Annotated in this window: 24 protein-coding genes; 9 read left to right on the top strand and 15 right to left on the bottom strand. The window is 71.7% G+C overall.

Features of this window, described 5'->3' with window-relative positions:
- Nucleotides 1-9: 9 nt before the first annotated feature.
- Both ACZ8ZB_RS15075 and ACZ8ZB_RS15070 read right to left on the bottom strand, forming a co-directional pair.
- Entirely contained in the window at nucleotides 10-2,412 is a 2,403-nt protein-coding gene (locus tag ACZ8ZB_RS15075) for an HAD-IC family P-type ATPase (protein ID WP_470738243.1), read from the bottom strand.
- Between the two features lie 145 nt (nucleotides 2,413-2,557).
- A complete protein-coding gene (locus ACZ8ZB_RS15070; protein ID WP_470738242.1) occupies nucleotides 2,558-2,851 on the bottom strand; it encodes a DUF2530 domain-containing protein in 294 nt (97 codons plus the stop codon).
- 205 nt (nucleotides 2,852-3,056) lie between these two features.
- Between ACZ8ZB_RS15070 and ACZ8ZB_RS15065 the strand changes: the two genes are divergently transcribed.
- Complete coding sequence (locus tag ACZ8ZB_RS15065; protein WP_470738241.1) at nucleotides 3,057-4,508, top strand: NCS2 family permease; 1,452 nt, start codon at nucleotides 3,057-3,059, stop codon at nucleotides 4,506-4,508.
- Between the two features lie 16 nt (nucleotides 4,509-4,524).
- Here the strand turns inward: ACZ8ZB_RS15065 and ACZ8ZB_RS15060 are convergent, their stop codons facing one another.
- A complete protein-coding gene (locus ACZ8ZB_RS15060; protein WP_470738240.1) occupies nucleotides 4,525-4,707 on the bottom strand; it encodes a ribbon-helix-helix protein, CopG family in 183 nt (60 codons plus the stop codon).
- 155 nt (nucleotides 4,708-4,862) lie between these two features.
- On the opposite strand from ACZ8ZB_RS15060, the gene ACZ8ZB_RS15055 reads away from it, so the two are divergent.
- Together ACZ8ZB_RS15055 and ACZ8ZB_RS15050 are read left to right on the top strand one after the other, a co-directional pair.
- On the top strand, nucleotides 4,863-5,300 hold the full coding sequence (locus ACZ8ZB_RS15055) for a MarR family winged helix-turn-helix transcriptional regulator (RefSeq protein ID WP_470738239.1): 438 nt from the start codon (nucleotides 4,863-4,865) through the stop codon (nucleotides 5,298-5,300).
- Between the two features lie 40 nt (nucleotides 5,301-5,340).
- Nucleotides 5,341-6,705, top strand: a complete 1,365-nt coding sequence (locus tag ACZ8ZB_RS15050) for an MFS transporter (protein ID WP_470738238.1) — start codon at nucleotides 5,341-5,343, stop codon at nucleotides 6,703-6,705.
- A 6-nt stretch (nucleotides 6,706-6,711) separates the two neighbouring features.
- Here ACZ8ZB_RS15050 and ACZ8ZB_RS15045 read toward each other — a convergent pair whose 3' ends face one another.
- On the bottom strand, nucleotides 6,712-7,299 hold the full coding sequence (locus tag ACZ8ZB_RS15045; protein ID WP_470738237.1) for a Uma2 family endonuclease: 588 nt from the start codon (nucleotides 7,297-7,299) through the stop codon (nucleotides 6,712-6,714).
- 113 nt (nucleotides 7,300-7,412) lie between these two features.
- On the opposite strand from ACZ8ZB_RS15045, the gene thpR reads away from it, so the two are divergent.
- On the top strand, nucleotides 7,413-8,009 hold the full coding sequence (gene thpR, locus ACZ8ZB_RS15040; RefSeq protein WP_470738236.1) for an RNA 2',3'-cyclic phosphodiesterase: 597 nt from the start codon (nucleotides 7,413-7,415) through the stop codon (nucleotides 8,007-8,009).
- Nucleotides 8,010-8,134: 125 nt separating this feature from the next.
- On the opposite strand, the gene ACZ8ZB_RS15035 is transcribed toward thpR, so the two are convergent.
- The 3 genes from ACZ8ZB_RS15035 to ACZ8ZB_RS15025 form a co-directional block, all read right to left on the bottom strand.
- On the bottom strand, nucleotides 8,135-9,127 hold the full coding sequence (locus tag ACZ8ZB_RS15035) for an aldo/keto reductase (RefSeq protein WP_470738235.1): 993 nt from the start codon (nucleotides 9,125-9,127) through the stop codon (nucleotides 8,135-8,137).
- Nucleotides 9,128-9,157: 30 nt separating this feature from the next.
- A complete protein-coding gene (locus tag ACZ8ZB_RS15030; protein WP_470738234.1) occupies nucleotides 9,158-9,760 on the bottom strand; it encodes a Uma2 family endonuclease in 603 nt (200 codons plus the stop codon).
- Between the two features lie 111 nt (nucleotides 9,761-9,871).
- Complete coding sequence (locus ACZ8ZB_RS15025) at nucleotides 9,872-10,549, bottom strand: SGNH/GDSL hydrolase family protein (RefSeq protein WP_470738233.1); 678 nt, start codon at nucleotides 10,547-10,549, stop codon at nucleotides 9,872-9,874.
- Between the two features lie 88 nt (nucleotides 10,550-10,637).
- On the opposite strand from ACZ8ZB_RS15025, the gene ACZ8ZB_RS15020 reads away from it, so the two are divergent.
- Nucleotides 10,638-11,612 (top strand): WD40 repeat domain-containing protein, encoded by a 975-nt coding sequence (locus tag ACZ8ZB_RS15020; protein ID WP_470738232.1) that lies wholly within the window; start codon nucleotides 10,638-10,640, stop codon nucleotides 11,610-11,612.
- Between the two features lie 27 nt (nucleotides 11,613-11,639).
- Here the strand turns inward: ACZ8ZB_RS15020 and ACZ8ZB_RS15015 are convergent, their stop codons facing one another.
- Nucleotides 11,640-12,407, bottom strand: a complete 768-nt coding sequence (locus ACZ8ZB_RS15015) for a TetR/AcrR family transcriptional regulator (RefSeq protein ID WP_470738231.1) — start codon at nucleotides 12,405-12,407, stop codon at nucleotides 11,640-11,642.
- A gap of 86 nt (nucleotides 12,408-12,493) precedes the next feature.
- Between ACZ8ZB_RS15015 and ACZ8ZB_RS15010 the strand changes: the two genes are divergently transcribed.
- The 4 genes from ACZ8ZB_RS15010 (at nucleotide 12,494) to ACZ8ZB_RS14995 (ending at nucleotide 16,842) form a co-directional block, all read left to right on the top strand.
- Nucleotides 12,494-13,459, top strand: coding sequence for an ATP-binding cassette domain-containing protein (locus ACZ8ZB_RS15010; protein WP_470738230.1), 966 nt, complete (start codon nucleotides 12,494-12,496; stop codon nucleotides 13,457-13,459).
- Nucleotides 13,456-14,277: an ABC transporter permease gene (locus tag ACZ8ZB_RS15005; RefSeq protein ID WP_470738229.1), complete on the top strand. Its 822-nt coding sequence runs from the start codon at nucleotides 13,456-13,458 to the stop codon at nucleotides 14,275-14,277. Before ACZ8ZB_RS15010 ends, ACZ8ZB_RS15005 begins: the two co-directional genes overlap by 4 nt.
- A 1,186-nt stretch (nucleotides 14,278-15,463) precedes the next feature.
- On the top strand, nucleotides 15,464-16,141 hold the full coding sequence (locus tag ACZ8ZB_RS15000) for an RICIN domain-containing protein (protein WP_470738228.1): 678 nt from the start codon (nucleotides 15,464-15,466) through the stop codon (nucleotides 16,139-16,141).
- On the top strand, nucleotides 16,126-16,842 hold the full coding sequence (locus ACZ8ZB_RS14995; protein WP_470738227.1) for a hypothetical protein: 717 nt from the start codon (nucleotides 16,126-16,128) through the stop codon (nucleotides 16,840-16,842). Before ACZ8ZB_RS15000 ends, ACZ8ZB_RS14995 begins: the two co-directional genes overlap by 16 nt.
- A gap of 70 nt (nucleotides 16,843-16,912) precedes the next feature.
- Here ACZ8ZB_RS14995 and serC read toward each other — a convergent pair whose 3' ends face one another.
- From serC to ACZ8ZB_RS14960, 7 genes are all read right to left on the bottom strand, one after another.
- The gene (serC, locus tag ACZ8ZB_RS14990; RefSeq protein WP_470738226.1) at nucleotides 16,913-18,031 is read right to left on the bottom strand and encodes a phosphoserine transaminase; all 1,119 of its coding nucleotides are present in this window, start codon (nucleotides 18,029-18,031) and stop codon (nucleotides 16,913-16,915) included.
- Nucleotides 18,032-18,155: 124 nt separating this feature from the next.
- The gene (locus ACZ8ZB_RS14985; protein WP_470738225.1) at nucleotides 18,156-19,406 is read right to left on the bottom strand and encodes a cytochrome P450 family protein; all 1,251 of its coding nucleotides are present in this window, start codon (nucleotides 19,404-19,406) and stop codon (nucleotides 18,156-18,158) included.
- Nucleotides 19,403-20,638 (bottom strand): cytochrome P450, encoded by a 1,236-nt coding sequence (locus ACZ8ZB_RS14980; protein ID WP_470738224.1) that lies wholly within the window; start codon nucleotides 20,636-20,638, stop codon nucleotides 19,403-19,405. Before ACZ8ZB_RS14980 ends, ACZ8ZB_RS14985 begins: the two co-directional genes overlap by 4 nt.
- Nucleotides 20,635-21,252, bottom strand: a complete 618-nt coding sequence (locus ACZ8ZB_RS14975) for a GTP-binding protein (RefSeq protein WP_470738223.1) — start codon at nucleotides 21,250-21,252, stop codon at nucleotides 20,635-20,637. Before ACZ8ZB_RS14975 ends, ACZ8ZB_RS14980 begins: the two co-directional genes overlap by 4 nt.
- Nucleotides 21,233-21,580, bottom strand: coding sequence for a DUF742 domain-containing protein (locus tag ACZ8ZB_RS14970; protein ID WP_470738222.1), 348 nt, complete (start codon nucleotides 21,578-21,580; stop codon nucleotides 21,233-21,235). The genes ACZ8ZB_RS14975 and ACZ8ZB_RS14970 overlap by 20 nt, the downstream gene beginning before the upstream one ends.
- Nucleotides 21,577-21,984, bottom strand: coding sequence for a roadblock/LC7 domain-containing protein (locus ACZ8ZB_RS14965; RefSeq protein ID WP_470738221.1), 408 nt, complete (start codon nucleotides 21,982-21,984; stop codon nucleotides 21,577-21,579). Before ACZ8ZB_RS14965 ends, ACZ8ZB_RS14970 begins: the two co-directional genes overlap by 4 nt.
- Complete coding sequence (locus ACZ8ZB_RS14960) at nucleotides 21,981-23,993, bottom strand: ATP-binding protein (RefSeq protein WP_470738220.1); 2,013 nt, start codon at nucleotides 23,991-23,993, stop codon at nucleotides 21,981-21,983. Before ACZ8ZB_RS14960 ends, ACZ8ZB_RS14965 begins: the two co-directional genes overlap by 4 nt.
- Nucleotides 23,994-23,998 lie beyond the last annotated feature (5 nt).

Raw genomic sequence — 23,998 nt, 5'->3', positions numbered from 1 at the left:
CCCCGGGGCCTACCCGACGGGAAAGCGGCGGTCGACCAGTCTCCACAGGAGTTCCAGGGCGGCCGCCGCCACCGCCGCGATGCCGACCGCGGCCCACGGCATCACCGTGCCGACCAGCTTCAGCGCGAAGAAGTCCTGCAGCCACGGCACCACCAGCACCACCAGGAACGCCCCGCCCATCGCCGCCACCAGGCCCACCCGCCACCAGGTGTACGGCCGGGCGACGATCGCCAGCACCCAGATCGAGATCAGGAACAGCGTCAGCGTCGCCGCGCTCGTCTCCGCCTCCAGCGAGCCCTCACCGGTGTAGTGCTCCCGCGCGACCAGGTACGACGCGAACGTCGCCAGCGCGGCCAGCACCCCGCCCGGGATCGCGTACCGCATGACCCGCCGTACGAAGTGCGGCCGGGCGCGTTCCCTGTTGGGGGCGAGGGCCAGGAAGAACGCCGGGACGCCGATGGTGAGCGTGGACAGCAGCGTCAGATGGCGCGGCAGGAACGGGTACTCCACCTGCGAGATCACCACCAGCACCGCCAGCAGCACCGAGTACACCGTCTTCACCAGGAACAGCGTGGCGACCCGGGTGATGTTGCCGATCACCCGCCGCCCCTCCGCCACCACCGACGGCAGCGTGGCGAAGCTGTTGTTCAGCAGCACGATCTGCGCGACCGCCCGCGTGGCCTCCGAACCGGAGCCCATCGCCACGCCGATGTCCGCGTCCTTCAGCGCCAGCACGTCGTTCACGCCGTCCCCGGTCATCGCCACCGTGTGGCCGTTCGACCGGAGCGCACCCACCATGTTCCGCTTCTGCTGCGGGGTGACCCGCCCGAACACCGTGCCCTCGTCCAGTGCGTCGGCCATCCCGTCCCGGTCGGCGGGCAGCCCGCGCGCGTCCACCGCCGTCCCCGACAGGCCCAGCTTGGACGCGACCGCCCCGACCGACACCGCGTTGTCCCCGGAGATGACCTTGGCGCGGACGTCCTGCTCGGCGAAGTAGCGCAGGGTGTCGGCCGCGTCCGGGCGCAGCCGCTGCTCCAGCACCACCAGCGCGGCCGGCCGTACGCCCTCGGCGGCCCCGGGGTCGTCGACGTCCACGCCGTCGCGGGCGCGGGCGAGCAGCAGCACCCGCAGCCCCTGCTCGTTCATCCGCCCGGTCTCGGCCAGCGCCGGGTCGCCGGGGCCGAGCAGCACGTCCGGGGCTCCCAGCAGCCAGGTGACGGTCTCGCCGGCGCCCTCGTCGAACGTCGCGCCGCTGTACTTGCGGGCGGAGGAGAAGGGCAGGGTGTCGGTGAGGCGCCAGTCCGTGGTGTCCGCGTAGGCGTCGATGATCGCCTGCAGGGAGGCGTTCGGGCGGGGGTCCGCCGAACCGAGCTCGCCCAGCACCTTGCGGAGGTACGCCTCGTCGCCGTCCCCCAGGACCCGCAGCTCGGTGACGTCCATGCCGCCCTCGGTGAGCGTGCCCGTCTTGTCCAGGCACACCGTGTCGACGCGGGCCAGCCCCTCGATCGCCGGCAGCTCCTGCACCAGGCACTGCTTGCGCCCCAGCCGGATCACCCCGATCGCGAAGGCGACGGAGGTGAGCAGCACCAGCCCCTCGGGGACCATCGGCACGATCCCGCCGACCGTGCGGGCGACCGAGTCCTTCAGATCGTCGTCCTCGACCACCAGCTGGCTGATGACCAGGCCGATCGCGGTCGGGACCATCATCCACGTCACGTACTTGAGGATCGTGGAGATGCCCGAGCGCAGCTCGGAGTGGACCAGCGTGAACCGGGACGCCTCCTCGGCGAGCTGCGCCGCGTACGCCTCGCGCCCCACCCGGGTCGCCTGGAAGGAGCCGCCGCCCGCGACGACGAAGCTGCCGGACATGACCTGGTCCCCGGGCCGCTTCACCACGGGATCGGCCTCGCCGGTGAGCAGTGACTCGTCGATCTCCAGGCCGTCCGCCTCGACGCACGACCCGTCGACGACGACCTTGTCGCCCGGTCCGACCTCGATCAGGTCGTCCAGCACGATCTCGGAGGTGCCGATCTCCGCGGCCGTCCCGTCCCGGCGCACCGTGGGCCGTACCTCGCCGATCACCGCGAGGGAGTCGAGGGTCTTCTTCGCCCGCCACTCCTGGACGATGCCGATGCCGGTGTTGGCGAGGATCACGAAGCCGAACAGGCTGTCCTGGATGGGCGCGACCACCAGCATGATCAGCCAGAGCACGCCGATGATCGCGTTGAACCGGGTGAACACGTTCGCGCGGACGATCTCGGCGAGGGACCGGCTGCTGCGCACCGGCACGTCGTTGACCTGCCCGCGCGCCACCCGCTCGGCCACTTCCGCGGCCGTCAGCCCGGTCACCGGTGAGGTGACCCTGGCGGGTCGCACGGCCTCGACCCGGTCACCCGCCTCGAGATGTGTCATGCATTCGACGGTACGTGCGGATCCGGTGGCCCACCCACCCGATCGGCGGAAGATCCGACCCCGGGAGGACGGCCGTAGTGCCGTGGTCGTACGGCGGCGGCGCGGAAGCCGGCGGGGCTCGTCGACGGAGCCCGGCCGGCGGGGCTCAGTCGGCCGACGGGGCGGGGGAGTGGCCGGCCGGGGAGGCCGCTCGGGCCGCCGGCGCCCGCTTGATCGCGGCGTCGCGCCTGCGGACGTACCAGATGCCGATGAAGCCGAGCCCGCCGCCGGCCAGGCAGGTCCACAGCCACCAGGTGTGGCCGTGGTCGTCGAACCAGCCGTAGAACGGCAACTGGACCAGGAACAGGGCGAACCAGACGATCGTGCCGCCGGTGATGGTGGCGACCACGGGGCCCTCCAGGGGCTCCGGCGCCTCGTGCTTGGGGGTCCACTTCGCCATGCGGACAGCTTACGAGGGATCCGGCACGTGACGGGGACCGCATGGGCCGCGTGACGGGGACCGCACGGGACCACGTGGGTCTACGCGCGGAGATAGCGTGGACGGCGTTATATGTTCATACTGAATCCGTTTGTCTCTGACCGCTTTCATTCGTAGAAAACACCAAAGGGCTTCGGGGGGCGCCCACCGGTGATGAGGTCCCCGCATGTCCCCGTCGGCCACCACCAAGGCCCCCACCCCCGAGCAGCCGGGGTCCGGTGCCGCGTCCGGCGCCCTCGACCGCTACTTCCGGATCTCCGAGCGCGGCAGCACCCTGTCCCGCGAGATCCGCGGTGGTTTCGCCACCTTCTTCGCCATGGCGTACATCATCGTGCTGAACCCGATCATCCTGGGCAGCGCGAAGGACATGTACGGCCACCAGCTCGACAACGGTCAGCTGGTCACCGCGACCGCCCTGACCGCGGCGTTCACCACGCTGCTCATGGGCGTCATCGGCAACGTCCCGATCGCGCTGGCCGCCGGCCTCGGCGTGAACTCGGTCGTCGCGCTCCAGCTCGCGCCGCGCATGTCGTGGCCGGACGCCATGGGCATGGTGGTGCTGGCCGGCTTCGTCGTCATGATCCTGGTCGCCACCGGCCTGCGCGAGCGCGTGATGAACGCCGTCCCCTACGGGCTGCGCAAGGCCATCGCCATCGGCATCGGCCTGTTCATCATGCTGATCGGTCTGGTCGACTCCGGGTTCGTCACCCGCATGCCGGACGCCGCCCAGACCACCGTCCCGCTCCAGCTCGGCACCGGCGGTCACCTCACCGGCTGGCCGGTCCTCGTCTTCGTCCTCGGCGCGCTGCTCACCCTGGCGCTGATCGTGCGCAGGGTGCCGGGCGCGATCCTCATCTCGATCGTCGCCATGACGGTCGTCGCGATGGTCGTCAACGCCGTCGCCGACATCCCGTCCTGGGGCCTGACGACCCCGACCTGGCCCGGCAACCCGCTCGCCACCCCCGACTTCGGTCTGATCGGCCAGGTCAGCCTGTTCGGCGGCTTCGGCAAGGTCGGCGTGCTGACCGGCGTCCTGTTCGTCTTCACCGTGCTGCTGTCGTGCTTCTTCGACGCGATGGGCACGATCATGGGCGTCTCGGACGAGGCCAAGCTGACCGACGCGCAGGGCCAGATGCCCGGCATCAACAAGGTGCTGTTCATCGACGGTGTCGCGGTCGCCGCGGGCGGCGCCAGCTCCTCCTCGGCCACCACCGCCTTCGTGGAGTCCACGGCCGGTGTCGGCGAGGGCGCGCGGACCGGCTTCGCCAACGTCGTCACCGGCGGCCTGTTCGCGGTGGCGCTGTTCCTCACGCCCGTCGCCACCATGGTCCCGTCCCAGGCGGCCACCCCGGCGCTGCTCGCGGTGGGCTTCCTGATCCTGGCCGGGTCGATCAAGGAGATCGACTGGGCCGACCACACGATCGCCATCCCGGCCTTCGTGACGATGCTGATGATGCCGTTCACCTACTCGATCACCAACGGCATCGGCATGGGCTTCATCGCCTTCGCGGTGCTGCGCCTGGCGGCCGGCCGCGGCCGGGAGGTCCCGCCGGCGATGTACGCGGTGGCGGCGGTCTTCGCCTTCTACTACCTGATGCCGGCGCTGGGCCTGACCTGATCCCGCGCCACGGGGCTCACGTGGCCTCGTAGAACTTCTCCGTCTCCTCGACGGCGGTCTGGAACCGCTGGTCGAAGTCATCGCGCATGAGCGTCCGGACGACATAGTCCTGGACGCTCATGCCGCGTCTGGCGGCATGCCCGCGGAGCCGTTCGAGCAGGTCGTGGTCGATGCGCAGGCTGAACACCTCGGTTCCCATGCGCACGAGGGTCGCTGCACACCACGGTGCGGCGTACCGCGATTCACGGATGGATCACTCGTACGGGTGATGGAGCGTGACAGTGGCAGGAGTCACGGGCGTGCACGCGTCTTCCAGGTGGTCTTTAGCGAGAGTAATGAGTTACGCTAAAGAACATGCCGGACTTCAGCCATGGCGATGACGCAGCCGCCGTGAACGCCCTCCGATCCGCCGTGATGCGGCTGTCCCGTCGGCTCAAGCACCAGCGCGTCGACGAGTCCCTCAGCCCCACCGAGATGTCGGTGCTGGGCACCCTGGCCCGCTGCGGCCGGGCCACCCCGGGCGAGCTCGCCCGCAAGGAGCACGTCCAGCCGCCGTCGATGACCCGCATCGTGGCCCTGCTGGAGGGCAAGGGGCTGGTCCGCCTGGAGCCGCACCCCGACGACCGCCGTCAGAAGGTCGTCACGCAGACCGAGCGGGCCGAGGCGATGCTCGAGGAGAGCCGCCGCAAGCGGAACGCGTTCCTGGCCTCGCTGGCCGGGGAACTGGACGACGACGAGTGGGCGAAACTGCGCGCCGCCGCCCCCGTGCTGGAGAAACTGGCGCACGTCTGAGCACACGGCACAGCAGTACGTACGTAGGAGGCGAACCCTTTTGAGTACGGGATCCGGAGCAGCTTCCGCCCCCGCACCTGACCACCGCGACACCCTGGCCGCCCCCGACACCCCCGCCCGCAGGACCTCGATGTTCTCCTCGCTGCGGATCAGGAACTACCGCCTGTTCTTCGCCGGCCAGGTCGTCTCCAACATCGGCACCTGGATGCAGCGCATCGCCCAGGACTGGCTGGTCCTCAGCCTCACCGGCTCCTCGGCCGCCGTCGGCATCACCACGGCCCTGCAGTTCCTGCCGATGCTGCTGTTCGGCCTGTACGGCGGCGTCCTCGTCGACCGCCTGCGCAAGCGCCCCACGCTGATCGTCACGCAGATCGCGATGGCCCTCACCTCCCTCGCGCTCGCCGTCCTCACCCTGACGGGACGGGTCGAGGTCTGGCACATCTACGTCGCCGCCTTCGCCCTCGGTCTGGCGACCGTCGTCGACAACCCGGCCCGCCAGTCCTTCGTCTCCGAACTCGTCGGCCCCGGCCAGCTGCAGAACGCGGTCAGCCTGAACTCCGCGAACTTCCAGTCCGCCCGCCTGGTCGGCCCCGCCGTCGCGGGCCTGCTGATCACCGGCGTCGGCACCGGCTGGGCGTTCCTCCTCAACGGCCTGTCCTTCATCGCGCCGCTGGCCGGCCTGATGATGATGCGCGCCCGCGACCTGCACCCCGTCGAGCGCGCCCCGCGCGGCAAGGGGCAGCTGCGGGAGGGCGTGCGCTACGTCACCGGACGCCCGGAGCTGATCTGGCCGATCGTCCTGGTCGGCTTCATCGGCACCTTCGCCTTCAACTTCCCCGTCTACCTCTCGGCCTTCGCCGACGACGTCTTCCACGGGGGCGCGGGCGTCTACAGCATGTTCAACACGCTGATGGCGGTCGGCTCGGTCGCCGGCGCCCTGCTCGCCGCCCGGCGCGGCACGGCCCGGCTGCGGCTGCTGATCGTGGCCGCGATCGCGTTCGGCGCGCTGGAGATCCTGGCCGCCGCGTCGCCGGAGCTGTGGATGTTCGCCCTGATCATGGTCCCGCTGGGCCTGTTCTCGATGACGGTCAACGTCACCACCAACACCAGCCTCCAGATGGCCACCGACCCGGTCATGCGCGGCCGTGTCATGGCCCTCTACATGATGGTGTTCCTCGGCGGCGCCCCGGTCGGCGCCCCGATCGTCGGCTGGATCACCGACGCCTACGGCGCCCGCGTCGGCTTCGCGGCGGGCGGCGCGATCGCGGTGGCCGCGGCGTCCGTCATCGGCCTGATCCTGGCCAGGGTCGGCGGCCTGCGCCTGTCGGTGGCCTGGCGGCGCGGCCACCCCAGCGTCCGCTTCGTACCGCGGGAGCGTCAGGAGGCACTGGCCCCGGCGGTGTAGCGGCCGTCAGTCGCGGGGGAACTCGTCGGTCTGGAGGACGAGACCGACGACCGTCTTGGTCAGATCGGCCTCGATGCCGAAGTCGAAGCGCACGTTGCCGTGGTACTTCCCGTCCTTCGGCAGCGTGTGCAGGTGCCACTCGCCGGTGTACGGGTCGACGATCAGGTACACCGGCACGCCGGCGGCGGCGTACGCGTCCTTCTTCGGCCCGTAGTCGTTGCCGGCGGTCCTCCGGGAGATCACCTCGGCGATGAACACGACGTCCTCGCAGCGCCACCGCCCCTCGCCGTTCCTGGTCGCGCCCTCGGCCAGCAGGGTCACGTCGGAGGCGAAGCCGTTGAGGTGCCCCGGGTAGTCGATGCGGACGTCGGACTTGACGCGCTTGCGCGGGTACTTCACGCGCAGTTGCTCGACGATGTCCAGGATGATCTCCCAGTGGGCGTCCCGCTGCGGTGCCATGAAGATGTGCCCCCCGACGATCTCGGTCTTGTAACCCTCGGGGATGGGCATCTTCTCCAGCCACTCGAACATCATGTCGAGCGTGAGCTCGTCGCCGCTCTCGGCCATCTCGATCCTGTCTTCGAGGACGGTCATCGTGGCGCTCCTCCCCGGCTGCCGCTCGATGCGTACAGCCGCGCGGTACAACGATACGCACGGCGACCGGGATACGACTGAGCGTACGTACGTTCTCCTGTGAGACTGGACGTATGAGACTCTTCGCCGCCGTGCTGCCCCCCGAGGACGTGGTCCAGGAGCTCGCCGCCGAGGTGGCGGCGTTGCGGAGGCTGCCCGGGGCGGACGGGATGCGGTGGACCGGGCGGGCGGGACGGCCCCGCGGCGGAGCCGCTGATTGGCACTTCACGCTGGCGTTCTACGGCGAGGTCGACGACGGGCTCGTGCCGGAGCTGACGGCGCGGCTGGGGCGGGCCGCGGCCCGGACCGAGCCGTTCCGGCTCGCTCTCGCCGGTGGCGGTCAGTTCGGGCACGGCAGGGTGCTGTGGACCGGGGCGGAAGGAGACCTGCGCACCATGCGGCTGCTGGCCGAGCGGGCCGGGGCCGCGGCGCGCAAGGCGGGCGTGGCCGTGGACGAGCACCGGCGGTACAAGGCCCACCTGACGGTGGCCCGCAGCCGGGACGCCGTCGACGTGCGGCCGTACGTGGAGGCCCTGCACGCGTTCCGCGGCCGCACCTGGACCGTGGACGAGCTGGTGCTGGTGCGCAGCGACCTGCCGACGTCCGGGGTGCCGGGCGAACAGCCCCGCTACGAGGCGGTCGCCCGCCGGGCACTGGGCGCGGCCGGTTAGGCTCGGGGGCGTGGACCCGAAGACCCGGAACCGGATCATGGCCGGTGCGCTCGTGCTGATGTTCGTCGTGGTGGCCCTGGCGGCGGCGCTGGGTAATTAGCGTCGCCGCCCGCTGCCGTACGCCGCTACCAGGCGAAGGCCTCCGGCGACGGCCCAGGACCCGGGAAGATCTCGTCCAGCGAGGTCAGCAGCTCCTCGCTCAGCTCCAGCTCGACCGCCCGCAGCGCGGAGCCGAGCTGCTCGGCCGTGCGCGGGCCGACGATCGGTCCGGTCACGCCGGGCCGGGTGAGCAGCCAGGCCAGCGCGGCCTCACCGGGCTTGACGCCGTGCTTGTCGAGCAGGTCCTCGTACGCCTGGATCTGCGCGCGCGACGACGGATCGGCGAGCGTGTCGGCGGCCCGCCCGGAGGCACGCCGGCCGCCCTGGACCTCCTTCTTGATCACACCGCCCAGCAGGCCGCCGTGCAGCGGCGACCACGGGATGACCCCGAGCCCGTACTCCTGCGCGGCCGGGATGACCTCCATCTCGGCGCGGCGCTCGGCGAGGTTGTAGAGGCACTGCTCGCTGACCAGGCCGATGGTGCCGCCGCGCCGGGCGGCGATCTCGTTGGCCTGGGCGATCTTGTAGCCGGGGAAGTTCGAGGAGCCGGCGTAGAGGATCTTGCCCTGCTGGACCAGGACGTCGATCGCCTGCCAGATCTCCTCGAACGGCGTGTTCCGGTCGACGTGGTGGAACTGGTAGACGTCGATGTAGTCGGTCCCCAGCCGCTTCAGCGAGGCGTCGACGGCCCGCCGGATGTTCACGGCCGACAGCTTGTCGTGGTTGGGCCAGGCCTCGCCGTCGGCGCCCATGTTCCCGTAGACCTTGGTCGCGAGGACCACCTTGTCGCGGCGGTCGCCGCCCTTCGCGAACCAGCTGCCGATGATGCTCTCGGTACGGCCCTTGTTCTCGCCCCAGCCGTAGACGTTGGCCGTGTCGAAGAAGTTCAGACCCGCGTCCAGCGCGGCGTCCATGATGGCGTGGCTGTCGGCCTCGTCGGTCTGCGGACCGAAGTTCATCGTCCCGAGGACGAGCCGGCTGACCTTGAGTCCCGTGCGTCCGAGCTGTGTGTACTTCATGGTCGTCAAGCCAACGACTTGGAGTGCGCTCTATGCAAGAGGGGATCGGTCCCGGGGGAATTTGCTGGTGCTCACGGTCAGGTCGGCCACGGTGCCGGTGAGATCGATGTCGTCGCCGAAGTCCACCCGCGTCCTTGTGACGTAGTCGCCGTTCTTGGGATCGGTGTAGACGTAGCAGCGGCCCTGATAGGGGTCGGCGATGACGTAGAGAGGGACCTCGGCGGTCGCGTAGGCGACCTTTTTCGGGCCGTAGTCGTTGGCGGCCGTGCCCTCGGAGATGACTTCGAAGACGAACTCGACGTCCTCGTACCGCCAACGGCCCTCGTCGTCCTTCTCTGCGGAGGCGCGGAGTACGGCGACGTCCGGGCAGAGGCCGTTCTCGTGGCCGGGGAAGTCGATGCGGACGTCCGAGAACACCGGCACGTCCATCCCGAACCTGTCCTCGACGGCTCGTACGATCCGGCGGATGATCCCCCAGTGGGTGTCACGCTGCGGTGTCATGTAGACGTTGCCCCCGACGATCTCGACCCTGAATCCTTCGGGGACGGGCATCCGCTCCAACCGCTCGAACCACTCGTCCAAGCGCTGAGTGTTGACGTCGGCCATGGCGATCCTGTCTTCAAGGACGGTCATCGTGGCGCGCTCCTCCCCGGCCGCCCACGGACGAGTGCGGCCGCGCGGTACAACGATACGCACGGCGCGCAGGACACGGGGCGGGGCGCATATGCCAGAACCCCCGGGCCGCTACGCCGCCCCGTACGGCCCGCCCAGCCCCCACCCCCGCCACATCGCCTCCGCGAAGGCGCCCGCGATCCTGTGCTCGCCGCTCTCGTTGGGGTGCGTGCCGTCGTACGTGTCCGTGTGGAAGTCGTACGACGCCGGCGGCGGGACCAGCAGCAGCGGCGAGCCCGCCTCGTCCAGGTCGGCGACGGTCTTCGCCAGGAGTTCGTTGAAGCGGGCGACCTGGTCGGCGAAGTCCGGGTCCGACTCCACCCGGATGTTGCGGATCACCGGCATGACGGCCACGCGGACGCGCGGACCGGCCTCCCGTGCCGCGGCCACGAAGGCGCGGACGTTGTCCGCCGTCTGCTCGGCGTTGGTGTAGAAGCCCAGGTCGATCAGGCCCAGCGACACCAGCAGCACGTCCGCGCGGCAGGAGCGCACGGCCTCGCCGATCAGCGGGGTCATGTGGTGCCAGCCCTCGCCCCAGCCGGCCAGGTGGGCGCGGGGGAAGCCGGGGTCGGCGTACGCGTGCGAGGTGGGGGCGTCCGTCGCCGGGTCGTGGAGCGTCTCGCGCGGGCCGACCAGCGTGAAGGGGCCGTCGTACGCCGTGCACAGGTGCTGCCACAGCCGGTAACGCCAGGTGTGTTCACCCGCGCTCCCGATCGTCATCGAGTCGCCTACGGGCATGAACCTGAGCACCCGCTCATCATGGACGACCGGTCCGGCCGTCGCGATGTGAGTCCGGACACCACCCGTGAAGTGCGTTGATCGATGGCACTCTTGGCACATGCGCCGACCCTTCGCCCTGCTCGCCGCGACCCTCCTCACGGGCGCGCTCGCCGTGCCCGCCGCCTCCGCAGTCGACGGCGACGAGGGCTTCACCATCAAGGACCCGCGTATCACCGAGTCCAGCGGACTCGCCGCCTCCCGCCTCCACCCCGGCGTCTACTGGACCCACAACGACCAGGACGACGGGCCCTACCTGTACGCCGTCGACGGCGGCACCGGCGAGACGGTCGCACGGGTCGCGCTCTCCGGCGTCGGCACGCTCCGCGACGTCGAGGCGATCGCCGTCGGACCGGGCGACCGGATCCTCGTCGGTGACATCGGGGACAACCTCGGCGGTACCTGGCCCCACGTGTGGATCTACGAGCTGCCCGAGCCGACGGAGCTGAAGGACCGGACGGTCCGGGCGACGCAGTACGTCGTGAAGTACGCGGACGGGGCCCGCGACGCGGAGTCGATGGTCGTCCACCCGAAGACCGGGCGGGTCTACATCATCGACAAGAACGAGGACGGCGGACACCTCTACGAGGGTCCGGCGAAGCTCTCCGCCTCCGGGACGAACGTCTTCCGGCCCACCGTCCCCGTGGACCTCTGGGCCACCGACGCCGCGTTCTCCCCGGACGGCGAGCGGCTCTCCGTGCGCGGCTACCTCGGGGGCATCTGGTACGACTGGAACGGCGGCGAGATCCGGCGCGGGGGGCGGATCAGCGTGCCCCTGGGGCAGGGCGAGTCCGCCACCTACACCACCGACGGCAGGAAGCTGCTGCTCGGGATGGAGGGCGCCGGGAGCCGCGTCGAGGCCGCGGACGCGCCCGGGGGCGGCGGAGGGCCGGGGGCGGGCGCCGAGGGCGAGAAGGGCGGCGGCGCCGCCGGTGACGGGAGCGGGGGCGGGAGCGGGGACACCGTCAAGGTCGTCGCGGCGGCCGTCGTCGTCGCGGTCCTGTTCGGGCTGGTGCGGCGGCGGCGCCGGGGCTGAACCGGCCGCCGGCCGGGCGGGGCGCCGTCACCGCGCCGTCCGCCGGGCGACGAACACCTCCAGACCGTCCAGGATGCGCTGCAGCCCGAACTCGAAGTGGTCGAAGTCGGAGCCGAAGGTGTCCTCGGAGAGCCCGACCATGACGGGGTAGCGCCCGCTGTCCATGGCCTTCTCCAGGGCCGGCCGCTGCGCCTCCCAGAACTGCGCGTCCGTCAGCCCGGAGCCGCGCTCGGCCTGCTCCTGGTACAGCTGCGTACGGGCGGCCCCGACCACGTACCCGTCGATCATGACGATCGCCGACAGCAGCTCGGGGTCGGACAGGCCCATCGGCTTGATCCGGGAGAGCACCTTCTCCAAGCCGTCCAGCGCGCCCGGGCCGAGGACCGGGCGGGACTGGTTGACCTCCAGCAGCCACGGGTGCCGGCGGTACAGGGCGAGGGTGGCGCGGCCGAAGGCCTCGAGGGCCGCGCGCCAGCCGCCGTCGCCGAGGTCCGCGGGGTCCTGTGAGGGCCGCTGCACCCGGTCCAGCATCAGGTCGAGCAGCTCGGCCTTGCCGGGGACGTAGCGGTACAGGGACATCGTGCCGGTGCCGAGTTCCGTGGCGATCCGGCGCATCGACAGCGCGCCGATCCCGTCCCGGTCGGCGACCTGGACGGCGGCCTCCACGATGCGGTCCAGCGTCAGGCCCGGCTTCGGCCCCCGGCTGGGCCGCGGGCCGGTGTCCCACAGCAGGTCGAGGGTACGGGCGAGGTCGCCGCCGCCACTGGTCTCCGTATCGCCCCTGCCGCTGTTCATGAGTGCATTTTAAGTCCGCGTCCAAAAACTGGGTACGCCGTACGCGCAATCGGGTACGGTGTACCCGGTTACTGGAAGGGGGACCCATGAACGACGACGGTTACGCGGTCCGGGCCGAGGGGCTGGAGAAGCGCTACGGCGAGAAGCGCGCCCTCGACGGCTTCGACCTGGCCGTCCGCGAGGGCACCGTGCACGGGCTGCTCGGACCGAACGGCGCCGGCAAGACCACCGCCGTGCGCATCCTGTCGACGCTGCTCCGCCTCGACGGCGGCCGTGCCGTGGTGGCCGGGCTCGACGTGGTCCGGCAGGCCCGCGAGGTGCGGGCGCGGATCGGGCTCACCGGGCAGTACGCGGCCGTGGACGAGGTGCTCACCGGACGGCAGAACCTGGAGATGTTCGGCAGGCTGTTCCACCTGGGCGGCGGGCGCGCCAGGGCGCGGGCCGCCGAACTGCTGGAGCGGTTCGGCCTGACCGACGCCGCCGACAAGGGGGTCGGTGACTACAGCGGCGGCATGCGGCGGCGCCTCGACCTCGCCGCCTCGATGATCCTCGCACCGGCCGTGCTGTTCCTGGACGAGCCGACGACGGGGCTGGACCCCCGGAGCCGGGGCGAGGTCTGGGAATCCGTGCGGGCGCTGGTGGCGGACGGCACGACGGTGCTGCTGACCACGCAGTACTTGGAGGAGGCCGACAGACTCGCCTCCCGGATCACCGTCATCGACCAGGGCCGAGCCATCGCCGACGACACCCCGGACGGGCTGAAGAACCTGGTCGGCGGCGACCGCGTCGAGGTCGTGGTCGCCGAGCGGTCCGACATCCCGCGCGCGGTGAAGGTGGTCGCGCGGTTCGCCGACGGCGAACCCGAGTCCGAAGACGCTGAGTTGCGGGTGCACGCCCCCGTGACCGACCGGGTGGCCGCGCTGACCGACGTGGCGCGCACCCTCCAGGACGAGGGCGTACGGGTCGAGGACATCGGGCTGCGCAGGCCCAGCCTCGACGACGTGTTCCTGAGCCTGACCGGACACCGCACGGAGAAGGAGGCGGCGGCGTGAGCGCCCTCGACCTGACCGGCCCGGCCGCGCACGGCCGGGCGTACTGGGCGCTCGCGGACTGCTGGAACATCGTCCGCCGCGGCCTGACCCACTACCGGCGCCAGCCCGTCAACATCGCCTGGCAGCTGGGCTTCCCGATCCTGTCGGTCCTCCTCTACGGCTATGTCTTCGGCAGCGCGATGACCGTGCCCGGCGGCGGGGACTACAAGGACTTCCTGATGCCGGGCATGTTCGTGATGACCATGGCCTTCGGCTTCGTCAACACCGCGACCGTCGTCGTCTACGACTCCACCAAGGGGGTCATCGACCGCTTCCGCTCCATGCCGATGGCCTCCTCGGCGGTGGTGGCCGGGCGCGGGGTGACCGATCTGGTCGTCGCCTGCGCCGAGTTGGCCATCATGATGCTCACCGCGCTGGCCATGGGCTGGCGCCCGGACGGCGGCTGGGGCTTCCTGGCGGCGTTCGGGCTGCTGCTGTGGCTGCGGTTCGCGCTGATCTGGACCGGGGTCTGGCTGGGGCTGCTGGTGCCCAACCCGGAGGCGGCGGGCGGCCTGTTCGCGGTCGCCTTCCCGCTGACGATGATCTCCAGCATCTTCGTCGCCCCGCAGCTGATGCCCGACTGGCTGGGCTGGGTGGCGGCCTGGAACCCGATCTCCTCCACGGCGGCGGCGACCCGCGAGCTGTTCGGCACGCCGGTCGGCGGCGGCGACTCCTGGGTCGAGCAGCACGCGCTGCTGATGGCGGGGGTGTGGCCGGTGATCCTGACGGCGGTCTTCCTGCCGCTCGCGGTACGGAGGTTCCAGCGGCTCAGCCGGTGAACCTCGGATTTTCGGGGTGCTTCGGACATGAAGGACGCCCTCCTGCTTCTCGGCGTCCGAGAAGCAGGAGGGCGGGCTCGGCGAGGAGGCCGCGGCCGGCCTCGCTCTCGTGGATCCCGTCGACGCCGCCGGTACGAGGAGACGCGGTTGCCCCACTCCACCGGAGCCGCCCGCTTCCGGTGGGGCTCGGCCTCCAGCAGGTCACCGCGGTGATCGAGGTCCGGCCGGACCGGGATGCGGTGGTCGGAGTCATCGACGGTCGAGAAGATCCTGTCGTTGTTGTCGAGCAGCCTCGTGAAGTCCGCACCGTTGTAGACGCACACCGGCGCCACACCGGGGCGCGGCCGGGGACAAGGACGCCGCCGAAGGTGAGGGCGCCGAGTGCCGCTCCGGTACGACGATTCTTCGACACGGGCTTTCTGCTTTTCCCGGATGCACCGCGACATGAGGAGATGTTCGGGGTTCCGAATCCGGACCGCGCGCGGACCGGCGGTCGGTCTTCTGCTCCGCCTCCGCGGATTCTTCTGGGGAACCGGCCGGCGGACATCGGCTGACCGGCCTATACCGCCGGCCTGCCTGCCTTGATGGGGAACGCCATGAACAGCTGTCAGGTGCCGGTCGGAAGGTACCTTCCCGGGACGAACGACGGCCCCCGGCACGCTGATTCACCGTGCAACGCCGCCGCTTCCTTCGTCGGACACGGGCAGGACTCCAGCACCAGTACGCTTACATTGACAACGATAATCAGGAAATGATCTGTTGGATGTTCGCGTAGTACGCGAGAAGCGCAGTCGGCCCGGAACGGAACCGAGCCCCACCGCAACCGCACCGCTCACCCTCTCCCGGAATACGGAATTCCGGACGCACTCGACCCCTGCACGAGGAGTACGGCAGAATGCCGGAGCTGCCCAAACGGAGCACAGGCCAGGACCGACGTGTGGACTCACCACCGGACAGGCCTTCCGGTGTCGACGACGCGGCGAAGCTGGCGGCAGCCCGTGCCGCTCTCGCCCGTGCGGCTACGGCTCATCGAGCCGAAACCGGGGACGGCCAGGCAACCGCACAACCGGAGCCGCCCGTCCGTATCGCCGGCCGTGACGAATCCGCCACTGGCCCGGCGGCGCCGGACGACAGCACTCGGTCCGGTCCACGCCGCCCACCCGCGAAGTGGATCGCTGTCGCCTCCGTGGCCGTCGCGGTGGTAACCGCCGTGGTGGCCGTCACGATCAGCGGGTCCCAGGGGGAGGACGACCGGCAGTCCGGCGTCGCGGGCGAGCTGCACCAGTCCGATGCGACCGAACTCGAAATCCCTGACGTGGAGCGGTCCTCGAGCGCTTCAGCGAGCGCGACCGCGGCGTCTCGGCCTCCCTCCACCGGCTCCCCCACGTCCTCCGGCCGGGAAACGGAACCGGGCACGGACAAGACGGCGGAGAACGAAGCGGATCCCACCGTGAGCAAGGCGCCGGACAAGGACGGAACCGGCCGGGCAGGCGGATCGGCTCCCGACCCCGGGAGGGCGCTCGCGGTCGAAGCCTCCGGCAACTGCCTGACAGGCGCCGGCTCGGGGTCCGGACTCGTGGTCGCAGCCTGCACCGGCGCAGCCTCCCAGTCGTGGAGCATCGGGTCCGACACGGCACTCCGGCAGGGTGACCTCTGCGCGACCGTCACCGGCACCGCGGACCGCACACCGGTGACCCTCGCACCGTGTGACCGGTCGGCAGCTCAGCGGTTCAGCCTGTCAGGGAAATCGCTGCTGTCCGCGTCGAGCGGTAAATGCCTGGACCTCTTCGGAGGGGCGTCCGGCACCCAGGTGGTGCTCTGGGAATGCAACGGCCGCGACAACCAGCGGTGGAGCAGTACCTGACCACCGCGCACGGAGGGCCGACCGCCGGCCCGCAGGCCCAGGCGTTCCTCCTGGTGGTGTGCAAGGACAAGGCGACCGCTGCGTGGGCGGCGGAGCCGATCCGTATCGGTCGCGGGTTCCACACGAGCATGGTCGTCTTTCCGCTGGTCCTGGGACCCGGAATTCTCCCTGTGATCACCGAGGCGGACGAGGCGGCCCGGGACCTCGGAGTCGCCGTCTTCTCCGCGCTCGCCTACGCCAAGGATCCGGCGCTGACTGTGATACTGGACGCGCTGGCGTCAGGAGTGGCGGAGAACGCCGACAAGTCCGGGTCCCAGGGCACCATCGAGTCGGACGAGGGTGGCGACATGGACCGCGTGGACTGGGCGGAGATCGTCGAAGTCGGTCTGGGTGAGGGCCCGGGCCGTGAGTACTGGAGGCATCTGATGGCCACTTACACCCCGAACTTCCCGGGCAGCAAGACGATCGTCGAGGAGTCGTGGCTCGAAGGCAAGGAAGAGGGCAAGGAGGAGGGCAAGGCCGAAGGCAAGGCCGAGGGCAAGGCCGAGGCCATCCTGCGCGTTCTCGATGTGCGGGGTGTCGAGGTCTCCGACTCCCTCCGGGAGCGGATCACCGGCTGCACCGATCTCGACGTGCTGGGGACCTGGCTCGACCGCTCCCTGAGCGCGGAGCGTGCCGAGGAGCTGTTCGTCGAGGAGTAGGGCGTACGGATGCGCGAGGGGCGCCCGGCGGATGGTCCGCCGGGCGCCCCTCGGTGTCGTACGGGTACGACTACAGCTGCTCGATGACGTGGTCGACGCACTTGGTCAGGGCCTCGACGTCCGACGGGTCGATGGCCGGGAACATCGCGACGCGGAGCTGGTTGCGGCCGAGCTTGCGGTAGGGCTCGGTGTCGACGACGCCGTTGGCGCGCAGGACCTTGGCGACGGCGGCGGCGTCGATCTCGTCGGTGAAGTCGATCGTGCCGATGACCTGGGACCGCTTGGCCGGGTCGGTGACGAACGGGGTGGCGTGCTTGGACTCGTCCGCCCAGGTGTACAGGCGGGTCGAGGAGTCCTTGGTGCGGGCCGTGGCCCAGTCCAGGCCGCCCTGGCCGTTGAGCCACTCCAGCTGCTGGTTGAGCAGGAAGAGGGTGGCCAGGGCCGGGGTGTTGTACGTCTGGTTCTTGCGGGAGTTGTCGATCGCCGTGGGCAGCGAGAAGAACTCCGGGACGTGGCGGCCGGAGGCGTGGATCCGCTCGGCGCGCTCGATCGCGGCCGGGGAGAACACGCCGATCCACAGGCCGCCGTCGGAGGCGAAGGACTTCTGCGGGGCGAAGTAGTAGACGTCCGTCTCGGCGATGTCGACCGGCAGGCCGCCCGCGCCGGAGGTGGCGTCCACCAGGACCAGGGAGCCCTCGTCGGCGCCGGCGACCCGCCGGATCGGCATGGCGACACCGGTGGAGGTCTCGTTGTGGGTGAAGGCGTAGACGTCCACGCCGGCCTCGGCGACCGCCTCGGGGTGCGTGCCCGGGTCGGCGGAGACGACGGTGGGCTCGGCCAGCCACGGGGCGAGCTTGGCGGCCTTGGCGAACTTGGAGCTGAACTCGCCGAAGGTGAGGTGCTGGGACTTGTTCTCGATCAGGCCGTGGGTCGCGATGTCCCAGAAGGCGGTGGAGCCGCCGTTGCCGAGGACCACCTCGTAGCCGTCGGGGAGCCGGAACAGCTCGCGGACGCCCTCGCGCACCGCGCCGACCAGGTTCTTCACCGGGGCCTGGCGGTGGGAGGTGCCGAGCAGGGACGTGCCGGTCGCGGCCAGGGCGTCCAGCGCCTCCGTCCGCACCTTGGAGGGACCCGCGCCGAAACGACCGTCGGCGGGCTTGATGTCAGCAGGAATCCGGATCTCAGCCACGACCGGAGCCTAGCGGCTGCGGGAAACCCGGGCGAAACATCGTCCGTCCGCTGAGACGGGCGGCGGACGGGAGGAGACGGGTGGCGGACGGACCGGGGGGAGGTCCGTCCGCCACCCGCGTCGCTCACCCGCCCAGCTTCACCGGGAGCTCGAACAGGTCGTTCTGGGTGACCACCGGCTTGTTGCGCAGCTCGCTCGCCGGGACCGCCAGGTCCAGCTTCGGGAAGCGGGCGTACAGGGCCGGGAGGGCCACGCCCGCCTCCAGGCGCGACAGGGCCGCGCCGGGGCACACGTGCGGGCCGTGACCGAAGGAGATGTGCCGGCTGGCGGTCTCGCGGGTGATGTCGAAGACGCCGGCCGTCGGACCGTGCGCCTGCTCGTCGCGGCCGATCGCGGCGTACGACACGATCAGCGCGTCACCGGCCGGCAGGACCTTGTCGCCCACCGGTATGTCCTCGGTCGCGAACCGGATCAGCACGTGGGACGTCGGCGTGGCGTACCGCAGGGTCTCCTCGACCACCGCCGACCAGTCCGCCTCGCCGGACAGCACCAGCTCCCGCTGCTCGGGGTGGAGGGACAGGTTGACCACCGCGTTGACGATGAGGGAGATCGTCGTCTCGTGGCCGGCCGCCACCATCAGCTGGAGCGTGGCGACGATCTCCTCGTCGGTGAGGCGGTCGCCGTCCTCCGAAGCCTGGATCAGCGCGGAGGTCAGGTCGTCGCCCGGGTGCTCGCGCTTGTGCGCCACCGTCTCGGTCATGATCCGGGCCAGTTCGGTCAGCGTCGCGATGACCTCCTCGGGCGGGGTCTGCGTGGAGAAGAACTTCTCGAAGAGCTCCTTCAGCCGCGGCAGCCGCTCCTCCGCCAGCCCCATCAGGTCGGCGATGACGTACATCGGCAGCGGGTAGGCGAACGCCGCCTTCAGGTCGACCGTGTCGCCGGGCTGCGCGGCCACCCGGTCCAGCAGGCCCTCGGTCAGCTCCGTGATCCGCTCCCGCATCCGCTCCACCCGGCGCGGGGTGAGCGCCTGCGCGACCAGGGTGCGCAGCCTGCGGTGGTCGGCGCCGTCCACGGTGAGCATGGAGCGGGGCGGGTTGGCCAGCCCGATCAGCGGCCAGTCGGGGGCGATCTCGCCGCGCTGCCAGGCGGTCCAGACGTTGATGTCCTTCACCACGCGCGGGTCGGTGAGCAGCTTCTTCGCCTCGGCGTGGTGGGTGACCGCCCACACCGGTACGCCGCCCGGCAGCGTCACGGCGGCCAGCGGCCCGGCCGCCCGCAGCGCGGCGCTCTCCCCGTCCAGGTCGGAGACGAAGGGGTCGAGGGGGATGCGGGTCTGTTCGGTACCCGTCGTCATGGTGTCCGTACCAGCCGTCATGCGGGCGAGCCTCCAAGGGCGGGAGTGGGTGTGAACGTGACCGGGAGCTCGGACAGCCCGCGCAGCCACGGCGACGGGCGGCGGGTCAGCTTCGCGGCCGGCACCGCGAGGTCGATGTCCGGCAGCCGGTCCAGTACGACCTCGATGCCGGTCCGGGCGATCACCTCGGCGATCTCCTGCGCCGGGAACGGGCAGCGGTGCTCCCCGTGACCGAAGGAGAAGTGGGCGCCGTTGCCGCCGGTCAGCGCCGAGCCGTCGGTGCGCACCTGCGGGTCGGAGTTGGCGCCCTGCAGACCGAGCAGCACCATGTCGCCGGCGCGGATCCGGCGTCCGCCGAGCTGGGTGTCGCGGGACGCCCAGCGGGCGGCCACGTTCTGTGTCGGCGTGTCCTCCCACAGCACCTCGTTCATCGCCTCGGCGATGCTGTTGCGGCCGCCGAACAGGGAGGCCGCGAAGCGGCTGTCGGTGAGCATCAGGTGCAGCGAGTTGCCGATCCAGTCGGCGGTCGGCTGGTGTCCGGCCGCCAGCATCACCATCAGGTCCTGGAGGATCTCCTCCTCGGTGAAGCCGGAGGGGTCGGCGAGCATCCGGGACGCGACGTCCTCGGCGGGCGCGCTCTTGCGGGCGGCCACCAGCTCCGTCATCGACGTGAACAGGTGGCTCTGGCCCGCGAGGGCCCGCTCCCGCCCGTCGATCATGTCGTTGAGGGCGGTGACCAGGGCCGGGCCCTCCTCGTCGGAGAAACCGAAGAGCCGGGCCAGCACCCGCACCGGCAGCAGCATCGCGAACTCGCCGATCAGGTCGGCGGTGCCCCTGGGGCAGATGCCGTCGATCAGTTCGTCCGCGAACTTCTCGGCGTAGCCGCGCAGTTCGAACGGGTCGACCGCCTCCAGCGCGTTGCCCAGCATCCCGGCGCGCTCACGGTGCCGCTCGCCGACGGTGTAGAGGATCGACGGCTGCCTGCGGCCGATCATCGGCAGCAGCGGCCAGTCGTCGGGGATGTTCTCCCACTGGTTCCACAGGTCGGAGTCGCGGCTGAACAGCACCGGGTCGCCGGTGACCTGGTGCAGCTCGCGGTAGCCGAGCACCAGCCACGCCGGCGCGTCCCCGTCCAGCACCACCGGGACGACGCTGCCGTGTTCGCGCCGCATCTCCCGGTACACGCGGGCCGGGTCGTCCTGCAGCAGGGATCCCTGGAAGCGGACGGCGTTGGGGAGGGAGGCGGGACTCACACCAGCTCCTGACGGGGGGCTCGGGCCGGATCGGCGTACAGGGCCTGGATGTGCTCCACCAGCGTGATCAGCACGATCTTGCTGGACTCCCGGGACCGCGCGTCGCAGTTCACCAGCGGCACGTGCGGGTCGAGGTCGAGGGCATCGCGGATCTGCTGGGGGGTGAAGGTGGGGCCGCCGAAGTCGTTGCAGGCCACGATGAACGGCGTGCCGTGCTTCTCCAGCCGGTCGATGGCGTACCAGGAGTCGTCGATGCGCCGGGTGTCGACCAGCACGACCGCGCCGAGCGTGCCGGAGAACAGCCGGTCCCACAGGAACCAGAAGCGTTCCTGGCCGGGCGCGCCGAACAGGTACAGCACGTTGCGCGCGTCGAGGGTGATGCGGCCGAAGTCGAAGGCGACGGTGGTCGCGGTCTTGGCGCGCACCCCGCTGATGTCGTCGACGGCCTCCCCGGCCTGGGTCATCGTCTCCTCGGTGTTGAGGGGACGGATCTCACTGACCGAACGGACCATCGTGGTCTTGCCGGCGCCGAAGCCGCCCACGACCACGATCTTCAGGCCGTTGTCGGCCGACGCGCCCAGTGGCGTGCGCGTCTCAGAGGTTGCGGAGTCCAACGAGCACCTGCTCCAGGATGTCGGGGTCGGGTACGGCGGCCTTGCGGGGGTGACGGGCGCTGACCCGGCCCGCCGCGTGGAGGTCGGAGAGCAGGATCCGGGTGATGCTGACGGGCAGCTTCAGCTCGGCCGCGATCTCCACGACCGCCGTGGGGCGTTCGGTCAGCCGCAGGATCGCCGCGTGCTCGGACTGCATGCCGGGCACCGGATCGCACTCGGCGACGACCAGGGTCACCAGGTCGAAGGGGTTGTCGGGACCGGACCGGCTGCGCCCCTGGGTGAGGGTGTAGAGCCGGTCCGGGGCGTCGTCCCTGCCGGGCCTGCTCATGAGGTGCGCGGCTGCGCGGTCAGGTGTTCGCCGAGCTGCTCCACGAGCTCGCTCATGTTGTGCCCGATGAGCCCGGCGTCCGCGTCCTCGGCGGTGATGACGGCCAGGTGCGCGCCCTCGCCGGCCTCCACGATGAACAGCACGCCGCCGTAGAACTCGGTCATCGCCGAGCGCACGCCGCCGCTGCCGTCGCCGAACTCGACGGAGGCGCCGTGCGACAGCGACTGGATGCCGGCGGCGATCGCGGCGAGCTGGTCGGCCTGGTCGGCGGACAGCTCCGGGGTGCGGCACAGTTTCAGGCCGTCGCGGGAGAGCACGAGCGCGTGCCGTGCGCCCGGCGTGCGCTCCAGCAGGCCCTCCAGCAGCCAGGTGAGCTTCTCGTCGGCGGTCGTCGTGCCGGTCATGAGGTGGTGTCGCCTTCCGGGTTCGCGGGGGTGGGTCGTGCTTCGGGGGCCGGGTCGGCGGTGGCGCCGGTGTCCGGGGCGGCCGTGTCCTCCGGGGTGGGAGGCCGGACGGCCTGGCGGAAGCTGCTGAAGCGGGCGGTGCGCGCCTTGGTCTCCTCGGCGGTCGGGGCGGGCCGGTGCGCGGCGTGGCGGTTGCCCGGACGCGTGCGCTCGGCCTCGGCGAGGGTGCGGCCCCGGCGGCGGCGGGGCAGCACGAGGGGCGGGGCGTCGGCGTCCCGGTCCGGGGACTCGTGGGTCGGCACCGGGTCGGGGTCGAGGTCGGCGCCGGCGCGGGAGGCCGCGTAGGAGGGGGCGGGGCGGGTGTTCCCGGAGGGCGCCGGCCGGTCCGCCGGGACGGCGCCCTCGCCGGTCGCGCCGTCGCCGTCGTGCGCGGTGACGTGGCTGGTCTCCGGTTCCGGCCGGCCGGGGGCGGTTTCCGTACGGCGGTGGGGGAGGGCGCCGGCCGCCTTCTCCGCCGGGGCCTTGGGGCCGAGCGCGGCGGGGGCCGCGGGGACGGACGGGGCGCCGGCCGCAGGGGTGCGGGACACCGGCGCGGCGGTGCCGCCGGCCGTCACCGGGGCCGCGGGTGCCGCCTCCGGCGGTACGAGGATGTCCTGCGGGACGAGTACCAGGACGCCCGTGCCGCCGCGGGCCGAGGGCCGGTAGGAGACCCGGAGCCCGTACCGCCGGGAGAGCCGGCCGACCACGGCGAGGCCGAGCCGGGTGCCGGTGAGACCCCCGAGCCCGGCGGACTCGCCGGAGACCGCGCGCTCGGCGCGACGCAGCTGTGCCTCGCCCATGACGAGCCCGCTGTCCTCGACGGAGACGATGACCCCGGCCGGGACCTCCTCGACGTACACGTGGACCTCGGCGGTCGGCGGCGAGAAGTTCGCGGCGTTGTCGAGGAGTTCGGCGAGCGCGTGCATCACGCCCTCGGCGGCGTGCCCGGCGACCGCGGTGTCGCTTGCGGAGTGGACCCTGATCCGCTGGTAGCCGCTGATCCGGCCCATGGCGCCGCGCAGGATCGACTCCATGGAGATGGGCCGGGCCCAGCGGCGGCCGGAGCGGGCGCCGGTGAGGACGGCGACGGAGTCGGCGAGCCTGCCCGCCTGCGCGGTGCGGTGGTCGAGGTGGAGCAGGTCGGCGAGGACCTCCTCGTCGTGGTGCTTCTCCTCCATCGCGCGCAGGTCGGCGAGCATGCCGGTGGCCAGGGCCTGCATGCGTCCGGCCGCGTTGGCGGTCGCGGAGAGCGCGGCGGCCCGGGCGCCCTCGGCCTCGCGCAGCCGGGCGGTCAGCCGCGCGTTCTCCGCGGTGAGCCGGTCCCGGTCCGCTCCGAGCCGGTCCAGTTCCCCGGTCAGCCGGTCGCGCTCCTCCGCGTGGTCGCGGGCCGACCGGGCGGTGTGGGCGCCGTGTTCCTCGGTGATGAGGCGCAGTTTCCCGGCGTGCTCCTCGGCGAGCCGCTTCAGCGCGGCGGTGTGGTCGTCCGTGAGCCGGGCCCGCTCGTCGGCGTGCTCCCGTGCCAGGCGGGCGGTGTCGGCGGCGTGCTGCTCGGTGAGGCGGTCGCGCTCGGCGGCCAGGGCCTCGGCGAGGTGGTTGCGCTCCCGGTCCAGCTCGGCGGACAACCGGGCCCGCTCGCGGGTGAGTTCGCCGGTCAGCCGCTCGTGCTGGCGGCGGGACTCCTCGGTCAGCCGGGCGCGTTCCTGGAGCAGCCGGCCGACGTCCTGGGTGACGGCGTCCAGCCGCGTCCGGGCGGTGCGCGCCGACAGGACGGTGTACGTGGCCACCGTGGCGGCCGCGCACAGCAGCACGGCGGCGACCGCACCGGTCGCCATGACGGCGCCGGCCGCGGAGTCCGGCACGAGGAGGACGGCGGTGACGACCGCGGCCGCGGCGAGCGCCGCGGTGAGCAGCGGGACGGGCAGCAGGCTGCGGGGGGCGGGGCGGTCGCCGGGGAGCAGGGGGGAGGTCATCAATC

Source organism: Streptomyces sp. 12E, from assembly GCF_055633275.1.
The sequence above is the reverse complement of the archived record's forward strand: the minus strand, read 5'-3'. Positions and strand labels throughout refer to the sequence as shown.

Bases quoted from the DNA above. Each gene is read 5' to 3' on its own strand.
- ACZ8ZB_RS15075 (WP_470738243.1), bottom strand. From the start codon at position 2,412: ATGACACATCTCGAGGCGGGTGACCGGGTCGAGGCCGTGCGACCCGCC.
- ACZ8ZB_RS15070 (WP_470738242.1), bottom strand. From the start codon at position 2,851: ATGGCGAAGTGGACCCCCAAGCACGAGGCGCCGGAGCCCCTGGAGGGC.
- ACZ8ZB_RS15065 (WP_470738241.1), top strand. From the start codon at position 3,057: ATGTCCCCGTCGGCCACCACCAAGGCCCCCACCCCCGAGCAGCCGGGG.
- ACZ8ZB_RS15060 (WP_470738240.1), bottom strand. From the start codon at position 4,707: ATGGGAACCGAGGTGTTCAGCCTGCGCATCGACCACGACCTGCTCGAA.
- ACZ8ZB_RS15055 (WP_470738239.1), top strand. From the start codon at position 4,863: ATGCCGGACTTCAGCCATGGCGATGACGCAGCCGCCGTGAACGCCCTC.
- ACZ8ZB_RS15045 (WP_470738237.1), bottom strand. From the start codon at position 7,299: ATGACCGTCCTCGAAGACAGGATCGAGATGGCCGAGAGCGGCGACGAG.
- thpR (WP_470738236.1), top strand. From the start codon at position 7,413: ATGAGACTCTTCGCCGCCGTGCTGCCCCCCGAGGACGTGGTCCAGGAG.
- ACZ8ZB_RS15035 (WP_470738235.1), bottom strand. From the start codon at position 9,127: ATGAAGTACACACAGCTCGGACGCACGGGACTCAAGGTCAGCCGGCTC.
- ACZ8ZB_RS15030 (WP_470738234.1), bottom strand. From the start codon at position 9,760: ATGACCGTCCTTGAAGACAGGATCGCCATGGCCGACGTCAACACTCAG.
- ACZ8ZB_RS15020 (WP_470738232.1), top strand. From the start codon at position 10,638: ATGCGCCGACCCTTCGCCCTGCTCGCCGCGACCCTCCTCACGGGCGCG.
- ACZ8ZB_RS15015 (WP_470738231.1), bottom strand. From the start codon at position 12,407: ATGAACAGCGGCAGGGGCGATACGGAGACCAGTGGCGGCGGCGACCTC.
- ACZ8ZB_RS15010 (WP_470738230.1), top strand. From the start codon at position 12,494: ATGAACGACGACGGTTACGCGGTCCGGGCCGAGGGGCTGGAGAAGCGC.
- ACZ8ZB_RS14985 (WP_470738225.1), bottom strand. From the start codon at position 19,406: ATGACGGCTGGTACGGACACCATGACGACGGGTACCGAACAGACCCGC.
- ACZ8ZB_RS14970 (WP_470738222.1), bottom strand. From the start codon at position 21,580: ATGAGCAGGCCCGGCAGGGACGACGCCCCGGACCGGCTCTACACCCTC.
- ACZ8ZB_RS14965 (WP_470738221.1), bottom strand. From the start codon at position 21,984: ATGACCGGCACGACGACCGCCGACGAGAAGCTCACCTGGCTGCTGGAG.
- ACZ8ZB_RS14960 (WP_470738220.1), bottom strand. From the start codon at position 23,993: ATGACCTCCCCCCTGCTCCCCGGCGACCGCCCCGCCCCCCGCAGCCTG.